The 22,120-nt window shown below is 61.4% G+C and carries 16 protein-coding genes and 3 pseudogenes; 13 read left to right on the forward strand and 6 right to left on the reverse strand.

Features of this window, described 5'->3' with window-relative positions; all coding sequences use genetic code 11:
• The first annotated feature begins 61 nt into the window (after positions 1-61).
• The 8 genes and pseudogenes from X742_RS153350 to X742_RS1000000172525 form a co-directional block, all read left to right on the forward strand.
• Positions 62-706: an XRE family transcriptional regulator gene (locus tag X742_RS153350; protein ID WP_023772701.1), complete on the forward strand. Its 645-nt coding sequence runs from the start codon at positions 62-64 to the stop codon at positions 704-706.
• Between the two features lie 49 nt (positions 707-755).
• Positions 756-1,394, forward strand: coding sequence for an FMN-binding negative transcriptional regulator (locus tag X742_RS153345; protein ID WP_023772702.1), 639 nt, complete (start codon positions 756-758; stop codon positions 1,392-1,394).
• A gap of 794 nt (positions 1,395-2,188) precedes the next feature.
• Positions 2,189-2,357 (forward strand): annotated as a pseudogene (locus tag X742_RS1000000174010) (IS110 family transposase); the annotation flags it as partial.
• A gap of 3 nt (positions 2,358-2,360) precedes the next feature.
• A pseudogene (locus X742_RS153340) lies at positions 2,361-2,663 on the forward strand (IS110 family transposase); the annotation flags it as partial.
• Between the two features lie 38 nt (positions 2,664-2,701).
• Positions 2,702-3,148 (forward strand): transposase, encoded by a 447-nt coding sequence (locus tag X742_RS1000000176540; protein ID WP_023772704.1) that lies wholly within the window; start codon positions 2,702-2,704, stop codon positions 3,146-3,148.
• Positions 3,145-3,501, forward strand: a complete 357-nt coding sequence (gene tnpB, locus X742_RS153330; protein ID WP_023772705.1) for an IS66 family insertion sequence element accessory protein TnpB — start codon at positions 3,145-3,147, stop codon at positions 3,499-3,501. Before X742_RS1000000176540 ends, tnpB begins: the two co-directional genes overlap by 4 nt.
• Before the next feature lie 109 nt (positions 3,502-3,610).
• Positions 3,611-5,089, forward strand: a complete 1,479-nt coding sequence (locus tag X742_RS153325) for an IS66 family transposase (RefSeq protein WP_156939395.1) — start codon at positions 3,611-3,613, stop codon at positions 5,087-5,089.
• Between the two features lie 11 nt (positions 5,090-5,100).
• Positions 5,101-5,268: pseudogene (locus tag X742_RS1000000172525) on the forward strand (transposase); the annotation flags it as partial.
• Between the two features lie 115 nt (positions 5,269-5,383).
• Here the strand turns inward: X742_RS1000000172525 and X742_RS153320 are convergent.
• The 3 genes from X742_RS153320 to X742_RS153310 form a co-directional block, all read right to left on the reverse strand.
• Positions 5,384-7,522, reverse strand: coding sequence for a carbamoyltransferase (locus X742_RS153320; RefSeq protein WP_023772708.1), 2,139 nt, complete (start codon positions 7,520-7,522; stop codon positions 5,384-5,386).
• Positions 7,523-8,660: 1,138 nt separating this feature from the next.
• Positions 8,661-10,871 (reverse strand): xanthine dehydrogenase family protein molybdopterin-binding subunit, encoded by a 2,211-nt coding sequence (locus X742_RS153315; RefSeq protein ID WP_023772709.1) that lies wholly within the window; start codon positions 10,869-10,871, stop codon positions 8,661-8,663.
• A gap of 3 nt (positions 10,872-10,874) precedes the next feature.
• A complete protein-coding gene (locus X742_RS153310; RefSeq protein WP_023708041.1) occupies positions 10,875-11,333 on the reverse strand; it encodes a (2Fe-2S)-binding protein in 459 nt (152 codons plus the stop codon).
• A gap of 300 nt (positions 11,334-11,633) precedes the next feature.
• On the opposite strand from X742_RS153310, the gene X742_RS153305 reads away from it, so the two are divergent.
• On the forward strand, positions 11,634-11,963 hold the full coding sequence (locus tag X742_RS153305) for a hypothetical protein (RefSeq protein WP_023772710.1): 330 nt from the start codon (positions 11,634-11,636) through the stop codon (positions 11,961-11,963).
• Positions 11,964-12,486: 523 nt separating this feature from the next.
• On the opposite strand, the gene X742_RS153300 is transcribed toward X742_RS153305, so the two are convergent.
• Together X742_RS153300 and X742_RS153295 are read right to left on the reverse strand one after the other, a co-directional pair.
• Positions 12,487-13,389 carry a dihydrodipicolinate synthase family protein gene (locus tag X742_RS153300; RefSeq protein WP_023685525.1) on the reverse strand — a complete coding sequence of 301 codons (903 nt, stop codon included), beginning with the start codon at positions 13,387-13,389 and terminating at the stop codon, positions 12,487-12,489.
• A gap of 52 nt (positions 13,390-13,441) precedes the next feature.
• Positions 13,442-14,674, reverse strand: a complete 1,233-nt coding sequence (locus X742_RS153295; RefSeq protein WP_023697828.1) for a PLP-dependent aspartate aminotransferase family protein — start codon at positions 14,672-14,674, stop codon at positions 13,442-13,444.
• A 74-nt stretch (positions 14,675-14,748) separates the two neighbouring features.
• Here X742_RS153295 and X742_RS153290 point away from each other — a divergent pair, with 74 nt between their 5' ends.
• The 4 genes from X742_RS153290 (at position 14,749) to X742_RS153275 (ending at position 20,310) form a co-directional block, all read left to right on the forward strand.
• The gene (locus tag X742_RS153290) at positions 14,749-16,254 is read left to right on the forward strand and encodes a PLP-dependent aminotransferase family protein (RefSeq protein WP_031248002.1); all 1,506 of its coding nucleotides are present in this window, start codon (positions 14,749-14,751) and stop codon (positions 16,252-16,254) included.
• A 159-nt stretch (positions 16,255-16,413) separates the two neighbouring features.
• Positions 16,414-16,905 carry an MOSC domain-containing protein gene (locus tag X742_RS153285; protein ID WP_023772712.1) on the forward strand — a complete coding sequence of 164 codons (492 nt, stop codon included), beginning with the start codon at positions 16,414-16,416 and terminating at the stop codon, positions 16,903-16,905.
• Positions 16,906-16,911: 6 nt separating this feature from the next.
• On the forward strand, positions 16,912-17,862 hold the full coding sequence (locus X742_RS153280) for a PDR/VanB family oxidoreductase (RefSeq protein WP_023772713.1): 951 nt from the start codon (positions 16,912-16,914) through the stop codon (positions 17,860-17,862).
• 51 nt (positions 17,863-17,913) lie between these two features.
• Positions 17,914-20,310: a transketolase gene (locus tag X742_RS153275; RefSeq protein WP_023772714.1), complete on the forward strand. Its 2,397-nt coding sequence runs from the start codon at positions 17,914-17,916 to the stop codon at positions 20,308-20,310.
• 168 nt (positions 20,311-20,478) lie between these two features.
• Here the strand turns inward: X742_RS153275 and X742_RS153270 are convergent, their stop codons facing one another.
• The gene (locus X742_RS153270) at positions 20,479-21,900 is read right to left on the reverse strand and encodes a phosphomannomutase (protein ID WP_023772715.1); all 1,422 of its coding nucleotides are present in this window, start codon (positions 21,898-21,900) and stop codon (positions 20,479-20,481) included.
• Positions 21,901-22,120: the final 220 nt, after the last annotated feature.

The raw sequence follows: 22,120 nt of genomic DNA on the forward strand, positions 1-22,120 counted from the left end.
CAATTTCGCCCCGGTCATTATACTGACCGCAATAGGTGAGCCGAGGTCCTAAGTCAATATAATGACCGATGTTACGACAGTGATGGGTTCCGAGCAGGTGCTTGGCAAAGCGATAGCTGTTCGAATCCGAGACTTGAGGCGCGACCAAAATCTGACCCTGGATCGCCTGGCAAAACTGAGCGGCTTGTCCAAGGGAACCGTCGTCTCGCTGGAGCAAGGCAAGGCGAACCCTAGTATCGGCATACTTTGCCGACTGGCGGCGGCGTTTTCGCTCTCCGTGGCCGATTTGCTCAATGACGATCCTTCCACAGTTCGCCTTCCTATTGAGCGGACAGAGACGAGGACGCTTTGGACAAGCGCCAAGGGAAGCTTTGCACAACTTCATTCATCGACCTCGGGGCGCACGATGTTCGAATTGTGGAGCTGGGTCATTATGCCGGGCGACGTGTTTTCCGCAGATGCTCATAGTCCGGATACGCGCGAGTTGATCTCGGTCAGTCAGGGTGCCCTGAGCGTTGTGGTAGGTACCCATGTGGTCATTTTAAGCGAAGGCGAGAGTGCGCGGCTTGTCACTGACCAACCGCACTCATACGCGGCGGCATCTGATGTGCCCGCCCATTTCTCGATGGCGGTTCTTGAGCGTGGTGGACACCGAGATCCGGGGCACTCGTCGACGGCAGCGAAGATTCAGGAGCCCGTTCCGTAAGGCTCCGCCGATTACTAGCAACCGCACATTCGCGACAGGAGATAAACCGTTGTACGTTCCGCCTCATTTTGCCGTCCCTGATCAGAACGCCCTGTTCGAGCTTATCGAGAAACACCCGCTTGGTATCCTCGTCACCCAAAGCAAAGGCACACTGGACGCGAACCACCTCCCCTTCGAGCTTGACCGCTCGAAGGGAGACAAGGGCGTCCTCAATTGCCATGTCGCTCGCAAGAACCCAATCTGGGAGGAAGTCGCCAATGGCGATGAGGTTCTCGTAATCTTCCGTGCGGCCGACGCTTACATCTCGCCGAACTGGTATCCAAGCAAGCACGAACTCCACAAGCAGGTGCCGACGTGGAACTATCTCGTCGTCCACGCCCACGGACGCATCACTGTCCGGGATGATGAGCGATATGTACGCCGTAACGTGGCGAAGCTCACTCATATGCAAGAAGCCTCGCAGCCTGCCCCGTGGAAGATGGGCGACGCGCCGAAGGACTTCATCGACACGATGGTTAAGGCAATCGTCGCCCTGGAGATCGAGATCACCGGCCTGGTTGGAAAATCAAAACTCAGCCAGAACAAAGACTTGCGCGACATTCAGAACCCTGGTGAAATGCTGCGTGCCCAAGGGGCCATTGCGATGGGAGAAGCGATGCTCGCGGCTGCGGCGGCCAAATCCCAATAGCATTTGTCTTGTCCGGACAAAGCCGCTGGTGCCGGCCTCCGACGGGTCACCTAGCCCGCCTTGACGCACGGCAATAGCTTTTGACGGCCTGAAGCGACGCTGTGGTCACCGTTGTGATACTTTCCCACGCGCCTGGTCAGGCGGCGGGTTCGTTTCAGTCGCCTGCGCCCCGTTGTATGTCGGCGACCACCCGCTACCGGTCTTGAATGAGGCGCAATCGCACGCGTTTCGAAGCCACGTACCTTGGGCGGCAAGCTCGACCATGCACTCGACGCAGCTCCCAAGTGGCGGCGCCGTCAACGATCTCCTTGAACCTGCGGAACTTGCCTGAAAGCACTTCTCTTACGGGAGATGATTGGCTATGTCGCCGAACCGATGATGGAGATGGTGGCGGGCGCCGTCCTAGCGATCAGACCCGCCTTGCAGCGCAATGGCTACCCGGGCCCGACCGGGAGATGCGGGCCGGACTGTGAACTGCGGAGACGGAGCGGATCGGCATGGAGCCGTGACCGCTTGCGGTCTGGCTCTGGAACGAGTTAACGAAGCGCGGACTTCCGATCGTGTCAAGCGCCGCCCTCTCGATGATGCCGAACAAATCGGGCCCCGACGAGCGGCGGGCCTTGCCAGATCGGACGGACCGGATGGTTTAAGCAGGTTCGCACCAAGAGCCACGGCACCTGTGTCGTGCGGGTGCTGCTCTCGGCACGCGACCTTCTCGTCAGCCTAGTAGGCAAAATCGAGAACAGATGCCTGGGCTTCTTAAGGCCTTCGGCGTCGTATTCGGCAAGAAGATCGATGCCCAGGTGATCCTACACATGCTCAGGATCCAGGCGACGCAGGTCTACCATGATCCGCTGCGAGCCCTTTTCGACCCCAGCAAGCATCACGGCGCTGACGAAGGAGGAGTTTGTGGCAGCAGCTTGGGATGTCGTCGGCCGCAAGGTCAGCAAGACACAGATTCTGANTCCGACCCCAGCAAGCATCACGGCGCTGACGAAGGAGGAGTTTGTGGCAGCAGCTTGGGATGTCGTCGGCCGCAAGGTCAGCAAGACACAGATTCTGATTGATATTTTCGAGACGGCGCGCCCATCGATCGGATTGCCGCTGCCACTTGATGCACCTGCCATTCGCATGTTCCGGATGGTCATTGACGAAGCACGCAGCCTGATCCGGCACCGCAATGAGATCGAAGCACAGGCCGACGATCTGCTGCGGCACAGCCAGGATTATCGTAAGCGCTGTCCCGTTGGCACCTTTCGCGCGTTGTCGTGAGCGACGATGCTCGGAGCCTTTGAGGGCTTCGACACATGACGATTTCAGAGCTTACGCTTAAGTCCAGGGACGAGGAGCCGGTTCGACGGCTTGAGATATTCACGGGTTCTGGACGGCGGCGCGAATGGTTGCCGGAGGAGAAAGCGCGGATCGTGGCGGAAAGCTACGATGCTGGCGAGACGGTGAGCGCGGTGGCTCGGCGACATGCATTGTCCCCGCAGCAGCTGTTCGCCTGGCGCCGGTCCGCGCGGGTGCCGTTGGCGAATGCGCCGGCACCGGAGCCGTTGTTTGTTCCAGCGGTGGTTGCGGCACAGGAGCCCGAACCGGCGGGGAAGCGCACGAGATCGACACGGCAGCGGAAGGCCGCGCGAGAAACCGGCGTGATAGAGCTGGAGATTGACGGCGTCGCCATGCGGGTCGGTCGTGGCGCCGACGCCAGGACGGTGGCGGCGGTGATCCGTGCGCTGAAGGCGCCGTCGTGATCGGGCCGACGGGTGTGGTCAAGGTGATGGTCGCGACGAAGCCGGTGGACTTCCGCAAGGGGGCCGAAGGCCTGGCGGCGCTGGTGCGCGAGACGATGGGCGCCGATCCGTTCTCTGGCGCGGTCTACGTCTTCAGGGCCAAGCGCGCCGACCGGGTCAAGCTGGTGTACTTCGACGGCACCGGCGTGTGCCTGCTGGCGAAGCGTCTGGAGGACGGGAAGTTCTGCTGGCCTGCCATCACCGATGGCGTGGTGAGGTTGTCGGCGGCGCAATTGCAGGCGCTCCTGGAAGGGTTGGATTGGCGGCGCGTGCATGACGCCCGCGAGACGCGCGCGCCGGTCGCGGCAAGTTGATTCCATGGGAGGCTAGAGGCGCTGGCAAAGCATTGGAATGCATGATTGAATCGGCCTTGTGAGCAACCCGGCCGAGCCTCAGACCAACGATCCGATCGCGCTTCAAGCGATGCTCGCGGCGGAGCGCGCCGAGAACGAGCGGTTGCGCCAGATCATCAAGGAACTGCAGCGCCACCGCTTCGGCCGCAGGGCAGAGAGCCTGCCGGTCGACCAGCTGCTGCTGGGCCTGGAAGAGGCCGAGCAGATCGAGGCGGAGGGTTTCGCCGGCGAGGACACCGCCGATCCCGCCAAGCGCGAGGCTCGCGCCAGCAAGCGCCGCGCCAACCGCGGTGCACTGCCCGCGCACCTGGCGCGTATCGAGCAGGTCATCGACATCCCCGACAAGGTCTGCCCGTGCTGCAAGGGAATGCTGCACGTCATGGGCGAGGATCGCTCCGAGCGCCTCGACATCGTGCCGGCCCAGTTCCGCGTGATCGTCACGCGCCGGCCGAAGTATGCCTGCCGGAGCTGCGAGGAGGTCGTTGTGCAAGCGGCGGCTCCGCCACGGCTTGTCGAGGGGGGCATCCCGACCGAGGCGACCGTCGCCCATGTTCTGGCCGGCAAGTACGCTGACCACCTTCCGTTGTATCGCCAGGCGCAGATCTATGCCCGCCAAGGCGTGAACCTGGATCGATCGACGCTCGCCGACTGGGTCGGCAAGGCAGCCTTCCTGCTCCGGCCGATCCACGAGCGGCTGTTCGAGCGGCTGAAGGCGTCCGGCAAGCTCTTCGCCGACGAGACCACGGCGCCGGTGCTCGATCCCGGGCGCGGCCGCACCAAGACGGGCCAGCTGTTCGCTTACGCCCGCGACGATCGCCCCTGGGGCGGGATCGCTCCACCCGGCGTCGCCTATCTCTATGCGCCCGACCGCAAGGCTGAACAGCCGTTGCGCCACCTTCAGGGCTTCGTTGGAATCCTGCAAGTCGACGGCTACGCCGGATACCGGGCGCTGGCCGAGCGCAATGCCGTGAGCCTGGCGTTCTGCTGGGCGCATGTCCGTCGACGCTTCTACGAACTGGCCCAGTCCGGACCCGCGCCGATTGCCACGGAGGCGCTCCAGCGCATCGCCGAGCTCTACAGGATCGAGAGCGAGATACGGGGACGCTCGCCCGAAGAGCGGCGCACCGCCCGCCAGGAGAGAAGCCGCCCCGTCATCGATACCCTCCAGCCATGGCTGCGCGAGAAGCTCGCCCTGGTCAGCCAGAAGAGCAAGCTCGCCGAAGCAATCCGCTACCCGCTCTCGCGCTGGGCCGGACTTGGTCGCTTCCTCGACGACGGCCGCGTCGAGATCGACTCCAACGTGGTCGAACGCTCGATCAGGCCAATCGCCCTCAATCGGAAGAATGCGCTCTTCGCCGGTTCCGACGGCGGTGGCGAGCACTGGGCGACCATCGCCTCGCTCGTAGAAACCGCAAAACTCAACGGCGTCGACCCGTACGCCTACCTCACCGACGTCATCACCCGCATCGTCGCCGGCCATCCGCAAAGCCAACTCGACGACCTGCTGCCCTGGGCCTACGCCCCCGCACCACTCAAGGCCGTGGCCTGAGAACAGCGGTTACGGATTATCAGCTCCTGCGACAAATCCCGGGCATCGGACCGACCAAGGCATTGACCGTCATTGCCGAAGCCGGCGATCTTCGCCGCTTAGGTCATCATCGCCAGTTTCTAAAGTTCTGCGGGCTGGACCTCTCGACACAGAAGTCCGGTCAATATCGAGGCCAGACCCTAGCATTCCTAAGCATACTGACCAGGGCGACCTCGACCCCCCTAATCACAGCGGTGAGCTCGCAGGCGGGGTCGATGAACACTATTGATTGGCCGAGCTTGAGCGGCATCTCTATCACATTGATAGCCTATTAGGCTGGTCCGGCGTTTGATCGGACCCATGATCCATCCGAGCGGCTTGTGAGGGATGCAGCCGAACCAGGCGCTGCTCCCACAGTCTTCGCAGGTCCTCCATCAGAGCTTCATGCTCAGCTTGATCCGGCGCAATTATATTGAGGTGATCGCTTAACACGGCTTCGCCCTCAATCCGCATCAGCAGATTAAACAGNTGATCCGGCGCAATTATATTGAGGTGATCGCTTAACACGGCTTCGCCCTCAATCCGCATCAGCAGATTAAACAGGTCGTTTGAAATTCGCACACTGTCAATGCTGGAGTGGTTCGGAATAATCTCGCAGACAGTCTCCTGATGATCTCGCGCTGTGTAAGCACGGGTTTGATGGAGGGAGACTGAGGGAGGCAATGAAATCGAAAGCGCAGTCCAATCCTGCAGCGTTGCAGCCCGTTTTTTTACCAGGAAGGGCCCGACCACAAGTCCATCCAGCTCTGTCGTCAAAAATGTGGCAATCGCGTCTGCAACCGTATCCACGATCGGTTCAGCATTGTTGTTAAAGGACGTATTGAGCAGAATTGGAGTGCCTGTCCGCTTCTTGAACGCATTGATGACCTCCCAGTAAGCGGGGTTGGCATCGCGCGATACTGTTTGCAGCCGAGCCGTACCGTCGACGTGCGTAATGGCACCCAACAAGGCGCGCTTTGAGTCACGCACGCGAACGACGAAATTCATGAATGGAAATTCGTGTTTACCGTCCGGGAGGTCGAAAAATTCGCTCGCATCCTCTTCCAGCACAGATGGTGCGAAAGGCCTATAGCCTTCGCGCTTCTTGACCATGGCATTGATCCGGTCCTTGTTTGCAGCGGGCCGAGGGTCGGCAAGAATGCTGCGGTTGCCCAGCGCACGTGGCCCAAACTCCGAACGACCCTGCACCCAGCCGATCACGGCGCCGTTGGTGATCCAGTGGGCTGCACTGCTCGCTACGTCATAAGAGCGTTCAACCTCGAGATGTCCGGACCATGCATTCAGTTCCTGTTCCACGGCGCGGTCGCTCCCGAGATCAGGACCCCAATAGACCTCCTGCAGTCGCTCACGCGGCGCGGGGCGGCCCATCTCGTTAGAGACTATCAGCGCAGCTCCCAATGCGCAGCCAGCGTCGTGAGACGCGGGTTGCACGAAGATGTCTTCGAAAAGCCCTGAATACAGCAGCTTGCCGTTCATCGTGCAGTTGTGGGCTACCCCTCCCGCCAGACACAACCGCTTCATGCCGGTGGCCTCACGGTGGTGCCGGAGAATGTGGAACACGATCCGCTCAAGCGCTTCCTGCAGTGACGCACTCACATCTCGATGCTGCTGGGTGAAAGGCATTCCCTTTCGCCTGATCTCGATGTTGCGGAGCAACGCCGGACCGATGCGGTCGAGGTGAACACGGTAGCCACCGTTGGCGGAGAGCTCGTAGAACTGCTCGAAGAGCTCGCGATAGGGAGCGGGGTCGCCATAGGGGGCGAGTCCCATTACCTTATACTCGTCGAACATGCCGTAGCCGAGACAGCGGATCGTCTCGAGATAAAACAGCCCAAGAGAATTGTCCTCCGGGAAAGCCTCGATTTGCGTAATTTCTGTGCCAGACCCTACCGCCACAAGGCCCGACAGGAAATCACCACAGCCATCAATCGCTAGAATGAGACTTTGTTCGAAGCCCGACATTGCAAAGGCGCTCACGGCGTGCGCCTGATGATGACCTACGAATGAAATACGCGAACTGTCCAACTTAGTGCCGAACTCACGCGCTAACAGGTTCTGCACCAACATTTTAGCATCCAACGGAGTGGAGAGAATGTCCGGTTGGGAAGCGGACATACCTTCAAGCATGGCGTTGGCATAGGGCTCGCTGGCGTAGACCGCGACACGATCGATGTCGCTGAGCTGAACCCCGGCCGTCGAGAGACAGTATTGAATCGAACCACTTGGCAGCTTGTTCGAGTGCTTGATTCGATTGAGGCGTTCCTCTTCTACGGCGGCTATCACCTTTCCGTCTCGGACGAGCACCGCGGCGCCATCGTGCATAAAGGCGTTCTGACGCTCGAATCGGTTTTCATGGACTTGGTCAAGTCCGCCGCTGATTCCTAGGCACAGCATTTCTTTCTCCAAATAGTAACGGGAAGCCAAATTGGCTTACCTCGATGTTTCCAACTAAATAGGCCGTGTTGTCGCCTGCAGCTGCGACCGCCCGTCAGGCATCAGCGGCATCGAAGAAAGCCTCATAAACGATCAATGAGATGCTTCGACTGTGACGCCTACAGTGCCATCACGCCGAGAGCTTGGCTGGATCATCCAATCCTGAGCGGCTGCTGACATGTATCCGGCGATGTCGTTTTCATCGGCAGAACCAACTTGCGATGCCGCCTGTTCTTGGGAAGGGCGGCCGTCGACGAATAACAGTACCGCCCCGTGAACTGGGCCGATTTCATTCTCCGAAGCGACCATGGTCGCACCGCCCGACATTGTCGGCCAGTTGCAACTCACTTTCTCGGCACGACCTCCACTGCACGTCAGGGCGCATCGAAGATTTTCTCCTTTGGATTATTCCTAAGGCAGCTTTCGTCACGCGATAGAGCAGCGTGTGATTGGTGCGTGAGGCTCTTTTTTGTCCATGCACGATTCCGGAAGAGTGATGAAATCGATTGTTTTGATCAAAGTCATCCACGCTATGAATAACAGCCGCAGCACATGCGTTTTCAAAGCGCTTCAGGCTTCCCGGATGGCTACTCCGATGTGAAGCGCATGGCATTCCAAGCGCTCTGTCAACCAAACGATGAGTATCGGCGTCGACCCTCATTACCTTCGTCTTCGCGACTCCGTGACAGCGGCTGACATTGTGTTTGTAGGGCATCGGGCGAAGATCATGTCGATCGGCCATCTCGCCTGCCTATCGGCAAACCCTTGAACAATGATCCACGCACCAGCGCGATTGTGATCACGAGCGCCTCTGAGCTCGGGAGGTTCGGTTTTCTGAGGGTTCCTGGGTCTCCGAAGCGATGGAGGTAGCTAGCCTTCCTGCTGCTATACGGTTGTGCTCTTCATGGAGTGGACGCATTTGCGTCTCGAAAGCAGTTCTTCAGTGGAACCGGCGCCAAGGCCCGTCTGTGGTCGTTCAGACCACGGGGTGCCGTCTCCAAACGGGATATTGCAGCGGGCAGCCGCCGGAATTTGACCCATGGAAATGAGCGCCTGTCAGGAGGCGTTCGAAAACGGCGCGATCTTCATCGCGGCTGTTTCATGGTGTCATTTCTGACATGTTCTTTATAATCGGTAGCTTGCGGATAGTCTTGCCCGTCGCCGCCCGTAGCGCGTTGGCGACGGCCGGGCCGATCGGCGGCACACCTGGCTCACCAACTCCCGTGGGCGGCTCCTCGGACGGCACAATGTGCACCTCGACTCGCGGCATCTGCTCGATCCTGAGCGGTGTATAGGTATCGTAGTTCTCTTGGTCTACGACACCGCCATTCAGGGTCAGCTCCTCCTGGAGGATCGCGCCTAGCCCGAAGCCGATACCGCCCTCCATCTGAGCGCGAATCTGGTCAGGATTTATCGCGGTGCCGCAATCTACCGCGCAGACGACGCGGTCGACCTTGAAACCATTTTCATCGTTGAGGGTGATCTCCACCACATCGGCGACATAGGTCGAGAGGCTTTCATGCAGGGCCACGCCGCGGAAACGGCCTTCCGGCAGAGGCTTGTCCCAGCCTGCCTTCTCAGCAGCCACTTTAAGCACGGCGGCATGCCGTGGATGGTGACCGAGCATTGACAAGCGGAAGTCGACCGGATCACGGTTCGCAGCGGCGGCCAGCTCATCGATCAGGGTTTCCACCGCGTAAGCGGTGTGGGTGGAGCCTACCGAACGCCACCACAGCACCGGGATGTTCACGTCCGTGGTGGTCAGCTCGACCTTCAGGTTCGGGATCGCATAGGGCAGGTTGGTGGCGCCCTCTACGGAGGTTGGATCGATGCCGTTCTTGATCATCGCCGCAGAGGTCGAACCGCCCAAGACCGATTGGCCCACGATGTGGTCATGGAGAGCGACGACATTGCCTTTCTTGTCGAGCCCCGCCTTGACTGCGTGCACATAGGCCGGCCGGTACCGCCCACCCCGCATGTCATTCTCGCGGGTCCACTGCACCTTCACTGGCTTGCCGCGTCCCAGTGCACGCGCTGTGGAAACAGCTTCGATAATGACATCTGCATCCAAGACCGCGCGGCGGCCGAAACTGCCGCCGGTCTTCATCACGTGCAGCCTCACCTTGTCCGGCGTGGTGCCGCCTACCTGAGCGGCAGCCGCCTGATAAAGGTCGGGCATCTGGTGTCCGCCCCAGACGTCGATGGTGCCGTCTTCGTTGATTCGGGCGGCCGCGTTGAGTGGCTCGATCGAAGCATGGACAAGATAGGGGAATTCGTAGTGCCCCTCGATGATTTTCTCAGCACTGGCGAACGCTGCGGGAGTGTTACCGTCGTCGCGCGCGGTGGCCGCGCCCAGATCGTCTGCTGCCTTGTTGTATTCGGCCATGATCTCGGCCGTGCCGCGCCCTTCGGCCTTCTCCTCGTTCCAGGTCACCTCCACGAGGTCGCGGCCCTTGAGCGCCGTCCAGGTGTCCCTGCCAACCACGGCAATGCCTCGCGGCGTCTGGACGACATCGACAATGCCGTCGAGTGCCTTGGCCTTGGTTGCGTCGAAGCTCTCGATCTCGGCGCCGAACTTCGGCGGATGGATCATAACGGCCGTCTGGAGCCCCTCCATCATGAGGTCGATCGTGTAGGTCTGCGCGCCGTTGGTCTTGCCGGCGGAATCGTAGCGCTTGAGGCTGTCCGATCCGATCTGGGCCCACTTGTCGCGCGGCTTTAGCGGCACGTCGTCGGGAACCGGCATTCCCGCTGCGGCTTCAGCCAGGTCACCGTAGCGCGCCTGCATCCCTGAGGCGTGCGACACGACCCCGGAAGCGACTTTGACCTCGCCGGCTGGCACATCCCACCGCTGCGCCGCGGCCGCCACCAGCAAGGCCCGTGCGGCAGCACCCGCCTTGCGGTAGCGTTCCCACGACGAACTCATCGACGTGGAGCCACCAGTCGCCTGTGCGGCCCCGCCCCAGGCGAGATTGCCGTAGAGCGCGGTATTGCCATATCCGCCGACCACGTCCACCTGCGCCCAGTCGCCGTCGAGCTCTTCCATAACCAGGGTGGCGATGCCGAAATAGGAGCCTTGTCCCATCTCGAACTGCGAGGAGTGGATGATGATTCGGTTCTCCTTTGTGATCTCGACATAGGTCTGGAAGGGGTTCGCCTGAACCTTTGCAGTAGTCGTTTGTGCGATGTCGGACGCCGCCAGCACTAGCCGGTAGCCCACGGCGAGGCCAGCGGTGGTGGCGCCCGCGCCGACGAGGAACCGGCGGCGCGTGGGCCGCACGGAGTTATGCTTCGAGAGAAACCGCGACATGCCTCAAGTCTCCAGCCGGTTGGCGGTCTCGTGGATGGCCGCGCGGATGCGATGATAGGTGGCGCAGCGGCAGAGGTTGCCGCTCATCGCCGAATCAATATCATCGTCCGACGGCTTAGGCGTCTCTGTAAGGAGGGCCACGGCCGACATGATCTGGCCAGACTGGCAATAGCCGCATTGAGGTACGTCGAACTCGGCCCACACGGCCTGGACCGTTTCGCCTATCTTGCCCGACACACCCTCAATGGTGGTGATCGAGGCTCCTTCGATGTCGCCGACTGCGGTCTGGCACGAGCGCGTCGGCATGCCGTTAACGTGAACCGTGCAAGCGCCGCACTGGGCAAGCCCGCAACCGAATTTCGTTCCCGTGAGTCCGATGACGTCACGGACCGCCCACAGCAGCGGCATCTCTGGATCGACGTCGAGTGTTCGCGCCTCGCCATTGAGGGTAAAAGCGACCATTGCTTGCTCTCCTTGTCCTGAGCTGGCTATCTCGTTGAGCCTCCGCCCGCCTGGCAACCGAGCTCTTGTTGCTGAGGCCTAGCGACCACACCCTAGGAACGCGCAGCTCAAGCAACAAGCCGCTAGGTTGGCGAGTTACGAGATCGTGAAGTGGGTCGTGTCGAAAGGCTGGAGGCAACTGAATGTCTTTGGGCGGACAGGCCGCTTTAGGCTGGGTTACACGAGACTGGACATTCGGGTCGTCGCGAACATCGACCGCTGGTCGGCCGCGTCCGGCAGGGCCCTGATTGGCTACACGAAATGAAATGGGACTACTATCGATGGGGGCCTACCTCGACCCGCAACCTCCACGACTGGACCCTCAGGTTTCCGGCCTCGTCCCGGGCGGTGGCCGAGCTCGGCGCCTCGGACGCGATAATAGACGGTGAGGCGTTCGTCGTTGACCAGAAGGCTTGTCGCGCATTCCCAGTCTTCAGCGGGCTCTTGGCCGCGGCGGGAGACGTCAGGACCATGCTTGCCGGCTTCGACCTGCTCGAGATCGACGGCGAGGGTCTTCGTGATCGGCCACTCGTCGATCGGCGCAAAGCGCTAGTTAACCTGCTGAGACGCCGCCAAACGGCATCGTTCTGAGCGACGAGATCAGCGGCGGCAGCGACATTCTCGCGCAAGTCTCCCAGTTCGGCCTCGAGGGCATCGTCTCCAAGCTGCGTGTCAGTCCATGTCGATCCGGCCGGCGCCAAGAATGGGTGAGACAAAATGCGTGCTGAGTGATGAGTTCATCGTCAGCGGCTGCGAACCCGGCAACAGTTACGGCGGTCGGGAAGCGTGCTCTGGCGAATGTCGAGGACGGAAATCTGGTGTTCGCCGGCGGCTTGGCACCGGCTTCAATGCGCGCACCGGGCCGGAAGTAAAGCGCCGGCTCGATGCCATTCCAATGGATAAACCACCGATTCCTAGTTTGAAGGCGAACGGTGCGGCATGGGCGGAGTGTCCTGCGCAGTCTGTACCTCAGTCGATTGTCGAGTTCGAAGGGGGTGTGATTGGCGTCGAGACCGCTCCAGCCATGGCTATCAGCACGCCGAGTGCGTTGTTTTCGATCAGTTCTCGAAATGAGCGGGTAAATACCTTTCACTTGCCGAACGGGGTTTGCTGTTCACCGGCTGGCATCCGATGGCAAACCTTTCAACGCGGCGGCGATCTGGCGCTTCGCTGCTGGGGGCAGAGGTAGGATGGGACGCGGGGGTTCGGCACTGCAAACGTCGAGCAATTCAGCGAGTGCATAGACGACGCGAAGGCTCGAGAACTCCTTGAAGAGGCTCCAGATCGGGACCAGCGCGGCATTGATCCGTCGCGCTTCGGCCGCATCGCCCTGTTGCGCCGCTGTGACGATCGTCATGCAGACCTCGGGCAGGATGCCCGCGAGGACGCTGTACCATGTGTCGGCGCCGGCGATCATGGCCTCGGCGGCGTTCCAGTCGCCGCTGTAACCAATCGAGAACCCTTCCGGCAGTGTGCGCCTCTGGGCGGTCAGGTGGTTCTTGATCGCATCGCTTTTGTCTGTCGGATTCTTGATGGCGACAATCCCAGCCACCTTTGCCAGGCGGCTGACAAGGGGTGGACTGAAATGGAAATGCGTCGTTCCTGGATTGTCGTAGACGACGATCGGCAGGCCACTTTCGCGCGCCACAGTGGAGAAATGATCGAACACCTCGTCATCAGTAAGCGGGGTGTAGGAGGCGGCGGCAAGCAACCCCGCAGCTGCTCCAAGGGCCTTGGCGTCTTGCGCGAGCCCCACGGCTTCATCGGTGCGCAGCGCGCCCACACCCACCACGACCGGCATTTGCCCCGCCGTTTGGTCCAAGGTCTCGGAGAGCGCCCGCCGCCGTTGCTCGCGCGACAGATAGATGTATGTGCCGGTGCTGCCGAGAAGACCGATGGAATCGACCTGAGCAATGCCAAGCCGAGCAATCAGCCTGCGCAGGGCAACGCTATCGACGCGGCCGTCACGATTGGTCGGGGTGATGGGGAACGCGGAAAGACCGCTCAGGAATGCCATGGCAAGGCTCCAGATCTATGTGTGAGCGCAGAGGTGGCCGCACGCCAGGTCATTACAAGACGTCCAAAGCCCGCCGCAGATCGGCGATCAGGTCATCAGCGTCTTCAAGCCCCACCGAGAGACGCATGAGATCCTCGCCGACTCCATCGGCCAAATGGGCATCCTTGCGGATCGGCTGCCGAGCACGGGTGAGGCTTGCTGGATGATAGATGAGGCTGTCGGCATCGCCGAGGCTGACGGCGCGAATGATCAGGTTGAGCCGGTCCATCATCCGGCGCGCTCCTTCGTATCCAGCGTGGAGGCCAAAGGCCAACATGCCCGATCCGTTGGACATCTGTTTTCGCGCCGTCACCTGATCAGGGTGCGAGTCGAGGAACGGATAACTCACAAATGCCACCGCCGGGTGCGCTTCCAGCGCCCGAGCCACCGCAAGGGCTGTGGCGCTGTGCCGTTCCATACGCAGCGTCAGCGTCTTGAGACCGCGCAGGATTAGGAAAGCTGACATGGGCGAGAGCGCTGCGCCGGTGATGTAGCGCAGGCCCGTTTCATGCAGCGTACGGAGCGTTTGGGCGTCGCCGAGAAGCGCCCCGCCAAGGGCATCGCCATGACCATTGATGTACTTGGTCATCGAATGGAGCACGATGTCCGCCCCGTGCTCAAGCGGTCGCTGGAGCGCGGGCGAGGCGAAGGTGCTGTCGACTGCAACCCTTACACCGCGCGCGTGAGCGCGCTCCGCAATTGCCGCTATGTCGAGGATGCGGCTCAGCGGATTCACCGGCGTCTCGAAGAAAACCAGCCGCGTCCGCTCGGTGATCGCAGCATCGAGATTGTGGGGATTTGACAGATCGACCGCGACGACCTTGATGCCGAAGCGGGGGACCGCCTGTTCGACCATGGCAAGCGTGTTCGCATAAAGCGTCTTGTGGACGATGAGTTCATCGCCCTGGGACAGGAGCGACAGGATCAGAGTGCCGAAGGCCGCCATCCCCGAGGCAACAACCAGCCCCGCCTCGGCTCCTTCCAGATTCGCGAGCCGCTGCTCGAGGATCTCGGTCGTGGGATTGTATTCGCGCGCATAGAGCCTTCCACCAAGGGCGGCGGCGGCATCGTTTGCTGCCACGCTTTCGAACCCATAGGTTGACGTCAGGAACACTGGCGGCTGGACGGCATTGGAAAAGCCGGCCGGATCGTAGCCATGATGGATCGCCCGGGTGGCAAATCCGGGGCTGGTGCGGTTGAGCGACCCCGTGGGAGCATCGGTTTCGGATTGATGGGAGCTGGTCATTCGGCCTCTGCGATCTCTCTTGGGGTTCCGAAAGATTGACGGCAACCTGGCCAATGTGAAATATCCAGTTGGCGATGAAAGAGATGGTCCAGTCTTCAAGTGCCGGGTCTGCAGCGCGCTCGCACGCGGTGGGTGCACGCCAGATATACGAAGCCCTTCGCGAGCAAATCCTCGGCGGCGTCTACGAAACCGGCAGTCAGTTGCCATCCTCCCGGGCCCTGGCAAATGACCTCGGCGTTTCGCGAACCACGGTGACGGTCGCCTATGAGCAACTGGCTGCGGAGGGTTTCATCGAAGTCCGTCAAGGCGCACGACCTCGCGTTGCGTCTTCGTTGATGGGTCATGGGACGGGGCGCACTCACGCGCAACGGGTCGGCCCGATCCACCTGTCCGCATATGGCGAGCGGCTGCGCGCGACGTCACCCTGGCCAGATTATCTGCCGACTGGGCTGAAGGTCGAGTTCCGCTATGGCGACCTCGCGCCGTCGGATTTCCCTTCATTGGTCTGGAAACGCGCGATGAACGAGGCGATGGGGCAGCGCCCGCTGCGTCTTGCCTATGACGATCCTCGCGGCTCGCGCCGGCTCCGCCAGGCGCTTCAGGGCTATCTCTGGCGCGCCCGGACCCTGAGCTGCGACCTCGACCAGATCATCATCGTCAGCGGTTCGCAGCAGGGCCTTGATCTGTGCGCGCGCCTGCTTCTCGATCCCGCCGACCGCTTCGTCATCGAGGATCCGTGCTACAGGATGGCGCGTCAGGTCTTTGCCAGTACGGGTGCCTCACCCATCCCGGTCATCGTCGACGAAGACGGGATGAGGACCGAGTTGCTGGCGGGGATCGGAGCACGACTGGCTTATGTGACGCCATCGCATCAGTTTCCGCTGGGCGGCGTCATGCCGATCGCGCGCCGCCATCAGCTTCTGGAATGGGCGCGGCACAACAACGCCTATGTGATCGAGGACGACTACGACAGCGAATATCGCTACGACATCAATCCGGTCCCTCCGCTGCACAGTCTCGAGGACCACGGGGCTGTCATCTATCTCGGCACGATATCCAAGACGCTCTCGCCGATGCTGCGCATCGGCTACCTCGTCGTCCCACCCGAATTGCAGGAGGTCTTCGCAACCGCCAAACAATTCGCAGACCGGCATTCGCCGGTCGCTGAACAGGAAGCGCTGGCATCGTTGATCGAGAGCGGCGGCTACGAAAGCCATGTGCGCCGTGTGCGCAGGCTGAACGGCGAGCGTCGGGAAACGTTGTTGGGCGCCTTGCAGCACAGCTTCGGGGATCGCATCACTGTCCAGGGAGCTGATGCGGGACTGCACGTCGCGGTTTGGTTCAATGACCTGCCACGATCGCGGGAAACGGCCTTGGTCGAATCCGCCCGCGACGCTGGCCTGGGGCTACACTTGATCTCGCCGCTGTACGAACGGCCATCGGACGAAGGCCGCACCGATCGCGTCGGACTTGTCATGGGCTATGCCGCCTTGAGCATTCGGCAGATCGGGAAGGGCGTTGAGGTCCTGCGAGAGGTTGTCAAGCAGGTGCAAGACGCGATGCCGGCGCGGAACAACTGAGACGGGGCGACGCCGAAAGCTGGCGCTAAAAACGGTCCGAGGGCCCCCCGTATTTCTTTCCAAACAGCCAACTGGACCGGAAAAATGCCATGCAACTGGCGCTGTTGATCAGGCCAGTTTTGCAGCAGGTTTCCACGAGACGAATTTCCGAGAGCGATGATGACCTGGCAAGGAAAGCTGCTTCACGTCCATATCGCGCCTGCCGCTTCCTATGAAATGGAGGAGCTGGCGCAGGCGCAGCTTATTGCCGGCCAAGGCATTGTCGGAGACCGCTACTACCTGGGGACGGGGACCTATTCCGCGCGTCCTGACGTTCGCGAAGTGACGCTGATCGAAGCTGAAGTCTTGGACGCCATCGCGCAGGGCGAACCCAGAATTCCGGGCTTCAAGGCCAAGCTCGCACCCGAAGATCACCGGCGCAATCTGACGACACGAGGCGTTCCGCTTAGCCATCTTGTCGGCAAACGCTTCCGGGTCGGGGAAACGATCCTCAGGGCCGCCCGGATGAATGTGCCGTGCAAGTATATCGAGGAGTTGCTCGGGCTTCCGGGTCTCTACGAGGGGCTTCTGAACCGCTCCGGCCTGAACTGCACAATCGAGGTCGGGGGCGTGATCCGGCCCGGTGATCTGATCTTGCCCATCGACGAGTGAAACGCCATGGCCTCGCCGCGCATCATCATGAAGCTGACCGTGACCGCCGCCCGCAAGGAGCCGGGCGACGTGCTGGTCATCGACCTGAAACACCCACGCAAACCTGTGCTGCCGGCGTTCGAAGCGGGTTCTCACGTCGACGTCCATCTGCCTGAAGGGAAGGTGCGTCAGTATTCACTTTGCGGCGACCCGACCGAGCTTGGCCGCTACACCATCGCGGTGAAGCGCGAGAATGACGGCCGTGGCGGCTCGGCGTGGATCCACGAAACCATTGCCGTCGGCTCCACACTGCCTGTCTCCGCGCCACGCAACCATTTTGCGCTCAAGCCAGGCGAGGGGCCGACTTTGCTGCTGGCAGGGGGAATCGGGATCACCCCGATTCTGGCCATGGCGCGCGCGCTCACCCGGCAGGCCAAGCCCTTCGAGTTGCACTATTTCACCCGCAGCCGGGCGCTCACGCCACTCTTGGCGGCGATCGGGAGCGATCTTCCTGGCGGCAATGTGCGGATCCATTTCGACGACGAGCCGGCGACCCGCCAGGACATCGCCGCGCTGCTGGCGAACCGTTCGGACGACGCGCAGACATACTACTGCGGACCGCCTAGCTTCATGGCGGTTGTGGGGCGCGCGGCTCAACACTGGCCCAAGGGTACTGTTCATTTCGAAACTTTCCAGCCTCCCGAGTTTGATGGCGCGCCACCGGAACCATTCGTCATAGAACTGGCTGAGGGCAGGGTGGTTGAGGTTTCGGCTGAGACCACGGCACTGGCCGCCTTGCGTGCGGCCGGTGTGCCGTTGATGGCCTCGTGTGAGAACGGGGTGTGCGGGACCTGCGAATGCGCAATGCTGGCGGGACAGCCGATCCATCGGGATGCCGTCCTGTCCAAGGAGGCACGCGGCCACCGCTTCATCCCCTGCGTGTCGCGCGCGACAGGTGTGTTGAAACTCGATCTTTGACCATTTGGGCGGGGGTCCTGTGAGACCGGCAGCTGATTTGCGGGAAACTGAATGACGAGGAAACTGGAATATCTGAACGAGATCGAGCGCTGCGTCTCCTGGCTCGCAGCCTGGACGATCCACCACGCCAACCACGTCCGCGAGGGCGATGAGATCAAGGTCGGGGGGCATCAGGCCTCGTCCGCGTCGCTGAGCACCATCATGACCGCGCTCTACGGTTCGGTCCTGCGCCCGCAGGATCGGGTGGCGGTCAAACCCCATGCGGCGCCGATCTTCCATGCACTTCAGTATCTGGCGGGCAACCAGACCCACGAAAAGCTCATGAACTTCCGCGGCTACAAGGGCGCGCAGAGCTACCCTTCGCGGACGAAGGATGTCGACGATGTCGACTTCTCGACCGGGTCGGTGGGTCTCGGCGTTGCTCAGACGCTGTTCTCGTCGCTGGTGCAGGACTACGTCTCGGGTCACGGCTGGATGAAGGAGCGTGCCGAGGGCCGAATGGTCAGCCTGATCGGCGACGCCGAGATGGATGAAGGCAACATCTACGAGGCCCTGATCGAAGGCTGGAAGCACGGGCTCAGGAACTGCTGGTGGGTGGTCGACTACAATCGCCAGTCGCTCGACGCCGTGATCCGGGAGGGCCTCTGGCAGCGGTTCGAGCAGATTTTTCGCAACTTCGGCTGGGACGTGATGGTCCTGCGCCACGGCGCTCTGCAAGAGGCTGCCTTTGCCGAGCCGGGGGGCGAGAAGCTGCTCGAGTGGATAGAGCGCTGTCCGAACCAGCTCTATTCGGCGCTGACCTTCCAAGGGGGTGCTGCCTGGCGCAAGCGGCTGCTCGACGAGATCGGAGACCAAGGGCCGGTCACCACTCTGATCGAACGCCGCTCCGACGACGAGTTGCAGGCGTTGATGACGAACCTTGGCGGGCATGACATGCCGAGCCTCCTCGAAGCCTTCGAGGCGGCGTCCAGGCATGACCGTCCCGTCTGCTTCATCTGTTACACCATCAAGGGCTACGGTCTGCCCCTTGCCGGACACAAGGACAACCACGCGGGGCAGATGACGCCCACGCAAATGGAAGACTACCGCCTGCAAATGGGCGTAAAGCGGGGTGAGGAGTGGGACAAATGGGCGGCCGCCACCTTGCCGGAAGCGGAACTTGACGCCTTCTTCGCAAAGGCGCCGTTCTTCAGTGAGGGGCGTAGGAGGCTGTCTGCGCCGTCGGTGCCGGTGCCTGAAACCCTTCCGTCACCGGGGCAGCCCGGCAAGCCGCTCTCGACCCAGATGGGCTTCGGCCAGATCCTGAACGACATCGCACGCGAGCGCAGTCTGCTTGCCGACCGCATTGTCACCACCTCGCCCGATGTGACGGTCTCGACCAATCTCGGTGGCTGGGTCAACCGGCGCGGCCTTTTCGCCCGGGAGACCATGGCGGACACCTTCAAGGCCGAACGCATTCCGTCGACCTTTACCTGGGAATTTGGGCCGAAGGGGCAGCACCTCGAGCTCGGGATCGCCGAGTCGAACCTGATGATCATGCTCGGGGCACTCGGTCTCTCGCACTCGATCAATGGCGTGCGCCTGCTGCCGATCGGGACAGTCTATGATCCCTTCATCTACCGATCGGCCGACCAGCTAAACTACGCCTGCTATCAGGATGCGCGCTTCATGCTGGTCGCAACGCCCTCGGGCGTGACGCTGGCGCCCGAGGGCGGGGCACACCAGTCGATCGGCACCCCATTGATCGGCATGGCGCAGGATGGGCTTTGCGCCTTCGAACCGGCCTTCGTCGACGAACTGTCCGTGATCATGCGCTTTGCCTTCGATTACATGCAACGTAATGGCGAGGGGGATCCGGATGAGACGACGTGGCTGCGTGATCAGACCGGAGGATCGGTCTATCTTCGCCTGTCAACCCGGCCGCTCGAGCAGCCGCTGCGCGACATGAACCCGGCGCTCGCGCGGGACATCGTCAATGGCGCTTATTGGCTGCGTCCGCCTGGGCCCAACGCGAGTGTCGTCATTGCTTATCAAGGCGTCGTCGCGCCGGAGGCGATTGCCGCGACGGGTCTTCTGGCGGAGGACAGGCGCGATGTCGGGCTGCTCGCGATCACCTCCGCGGACCGGCTTAATGCGGGCTGGCAGGCGGCGGAACGTGCCCGGCAGCGTGGCGCGATTGGCGCCCTGAGTCATATCGAGCGGCTGCTCGCGCCGCTATCGCGTGACTGCGGCATCGTCACCGTGATCGACGGCCACCCGGCGACGCTCGCGTGGCTCGGTGGGGTTAACGGGCATCGCGTGAAGGCGCTCGGGGTCGAGCAGTTCGGCCAGACGGGGACTATTGCGGACCTATACCGTCACCACGGCCTGGACACCAACGCCATCGTACATGCGGCGCAGGCGGTCAGTGCGGGACCGGCTGTTCGCTTCCGGAAGGCGCTGCCTTGACCATGAGCTAACGGATGCTCCGTGGCTGGTACGGATCGGCTGTTTCCACGGGCGTTCCGGTTCGCTTCAAAGCGGACAGGGCCGGGACACTGTGGACGTTCTGATCGCGCTTGAGTAGCTTGTGCGACCCCCAGGGTCACCTGGAATACGCAGGGAGGCGGCTTTTATTTAGCCTTGCGTCCAATTACGAATTCGATCCAATCCAGTCCGGAGCAAAAGCTCCGCGTCCTCCCGATTTTCGGCTTCGACGTAGCACCGCATTTCCGGGGCATTTCCGGATGGACGCAAATGCAAGACACGCTTATCCGCGAGAGTGATACGAAGTCCGTCAACATCGCTAACCTTGCTTACCACTCCAATCGACCCGACGAAGGCGGCGATGTTAGTTTCCGCTGTACGAAGGTATGTCATGAGGCGAGTGCTGCTTTCGACGGAAAAATTTTCCAAGCGATCCGCCGCCGCTGCCGGCAATTGAAAGGAACTGCCAATCTCCGACAGTGGCTGCCCACTTGTACTAACAAGGGAAAGTGCCGCAAGGATGGGGAGAAAACTGTCGCGTGTAGGTAGCGCTGGCAGTTTAGTTCCGTTCGGGTCAAAGTCCGTGCCGGTCAACAAACCACCGTTTGCTTCGAAACCAACCACGCGCTCGTGACCCGACGCAACCAAATCGAGCATGGCAGCAATAACAAATGGCGATCCAACCTTGGTACGCACGACTTTAAAAGAACCTGCGGTCTCGATACCAGAGTTTGATGTGACCGGCGTGACGACTGCCTTCGCTTGCAGGAAGTTCGCCGTAATCAGGCCTAACAAATCACCGCGAAGGGGGTCTCCGTGGTCGTCAGCTACCAGTGGGCGGTCACCATCGCCATCTGCCGAGACGACCGCATCAAGCCGATGCTCTTTGGCCCAGAGCTTGAACTGTTGAGCAGTCTCGTCAGAGACCGCTTCAGTGTCGACAGGAATGAAACCTTCCGAACGTCCCAGGGTTACGACCGTCGCACAGTGATATGAGAGAATGTCAACCAAGAGATCGCGCGCGACTGTGCTGTGCTGATATACGCCCACCGATAAGCCCTTTAGAGCATTAATCTCCATAAGCTTTCGATTGCGCGCCATGAAAAAGGCCTTGCATTCGGCCTCCCGGTGCTGCCGACGTGCAACAGCACCTTCAAGGACGTATCCGCGCTTCTCCAACTGCAAGGCGATGCGCGTTATCTCCCGCTCATCACCCTTGTCGATCTCACCGTCGGGTCGATAGAATTTTATTCCATTACGGTCGGCCGGAATGTGCGAGCCTGTGATCATCAAACAACCACTCTTACGCGCCTGAGCATACAGTGCCAGGGCAGGGGTGGGGACTGCGCCGCAATCGACTACGATGAAGCCGAGCGCGGACAGTGCCGCCGCACAGACGGCGGCGATGGCCGGACTCGAGGCGCGAAAGTCGCGCCCTATGAGTATCTCGTCGCCAATTCTGGCCAGGCCGGATTCCAGCAGGAATGTCGCGAATGCCGTTGCATATAGGGCAGAGGCGGCTCCTGCCAATTCTGTCGCCAGGCCCCGTAATCCACTTGTTCCGAATTTCATACCAAATCCGACGTTGCTAACCGGGTTTTGAAGGTAACATGCTCAAACCTGGCTCGTCCGGAATGCCCATCGACAGATCCCTCGGACGAGAACAAGAAGTACATTCGGTTACCGTAGACGCGTTCGGTTATCGACGGTTACCCTTGTGAGGATTGACGCAGTCGGCGTCGGCGTGGGCAGCGCACCGTGACCTTCAAGGACGAGGTTGGAGCGGATGGGG

Source organism: Mesorhizobium sp. LNHC229A00 (assembly GCF_000502415.1).
GTDB lineage: Bacteria > Pseudomonadota > Alphaproteobacteria > Rhizobiales > Rhizobiaceae > Mesorhizobium.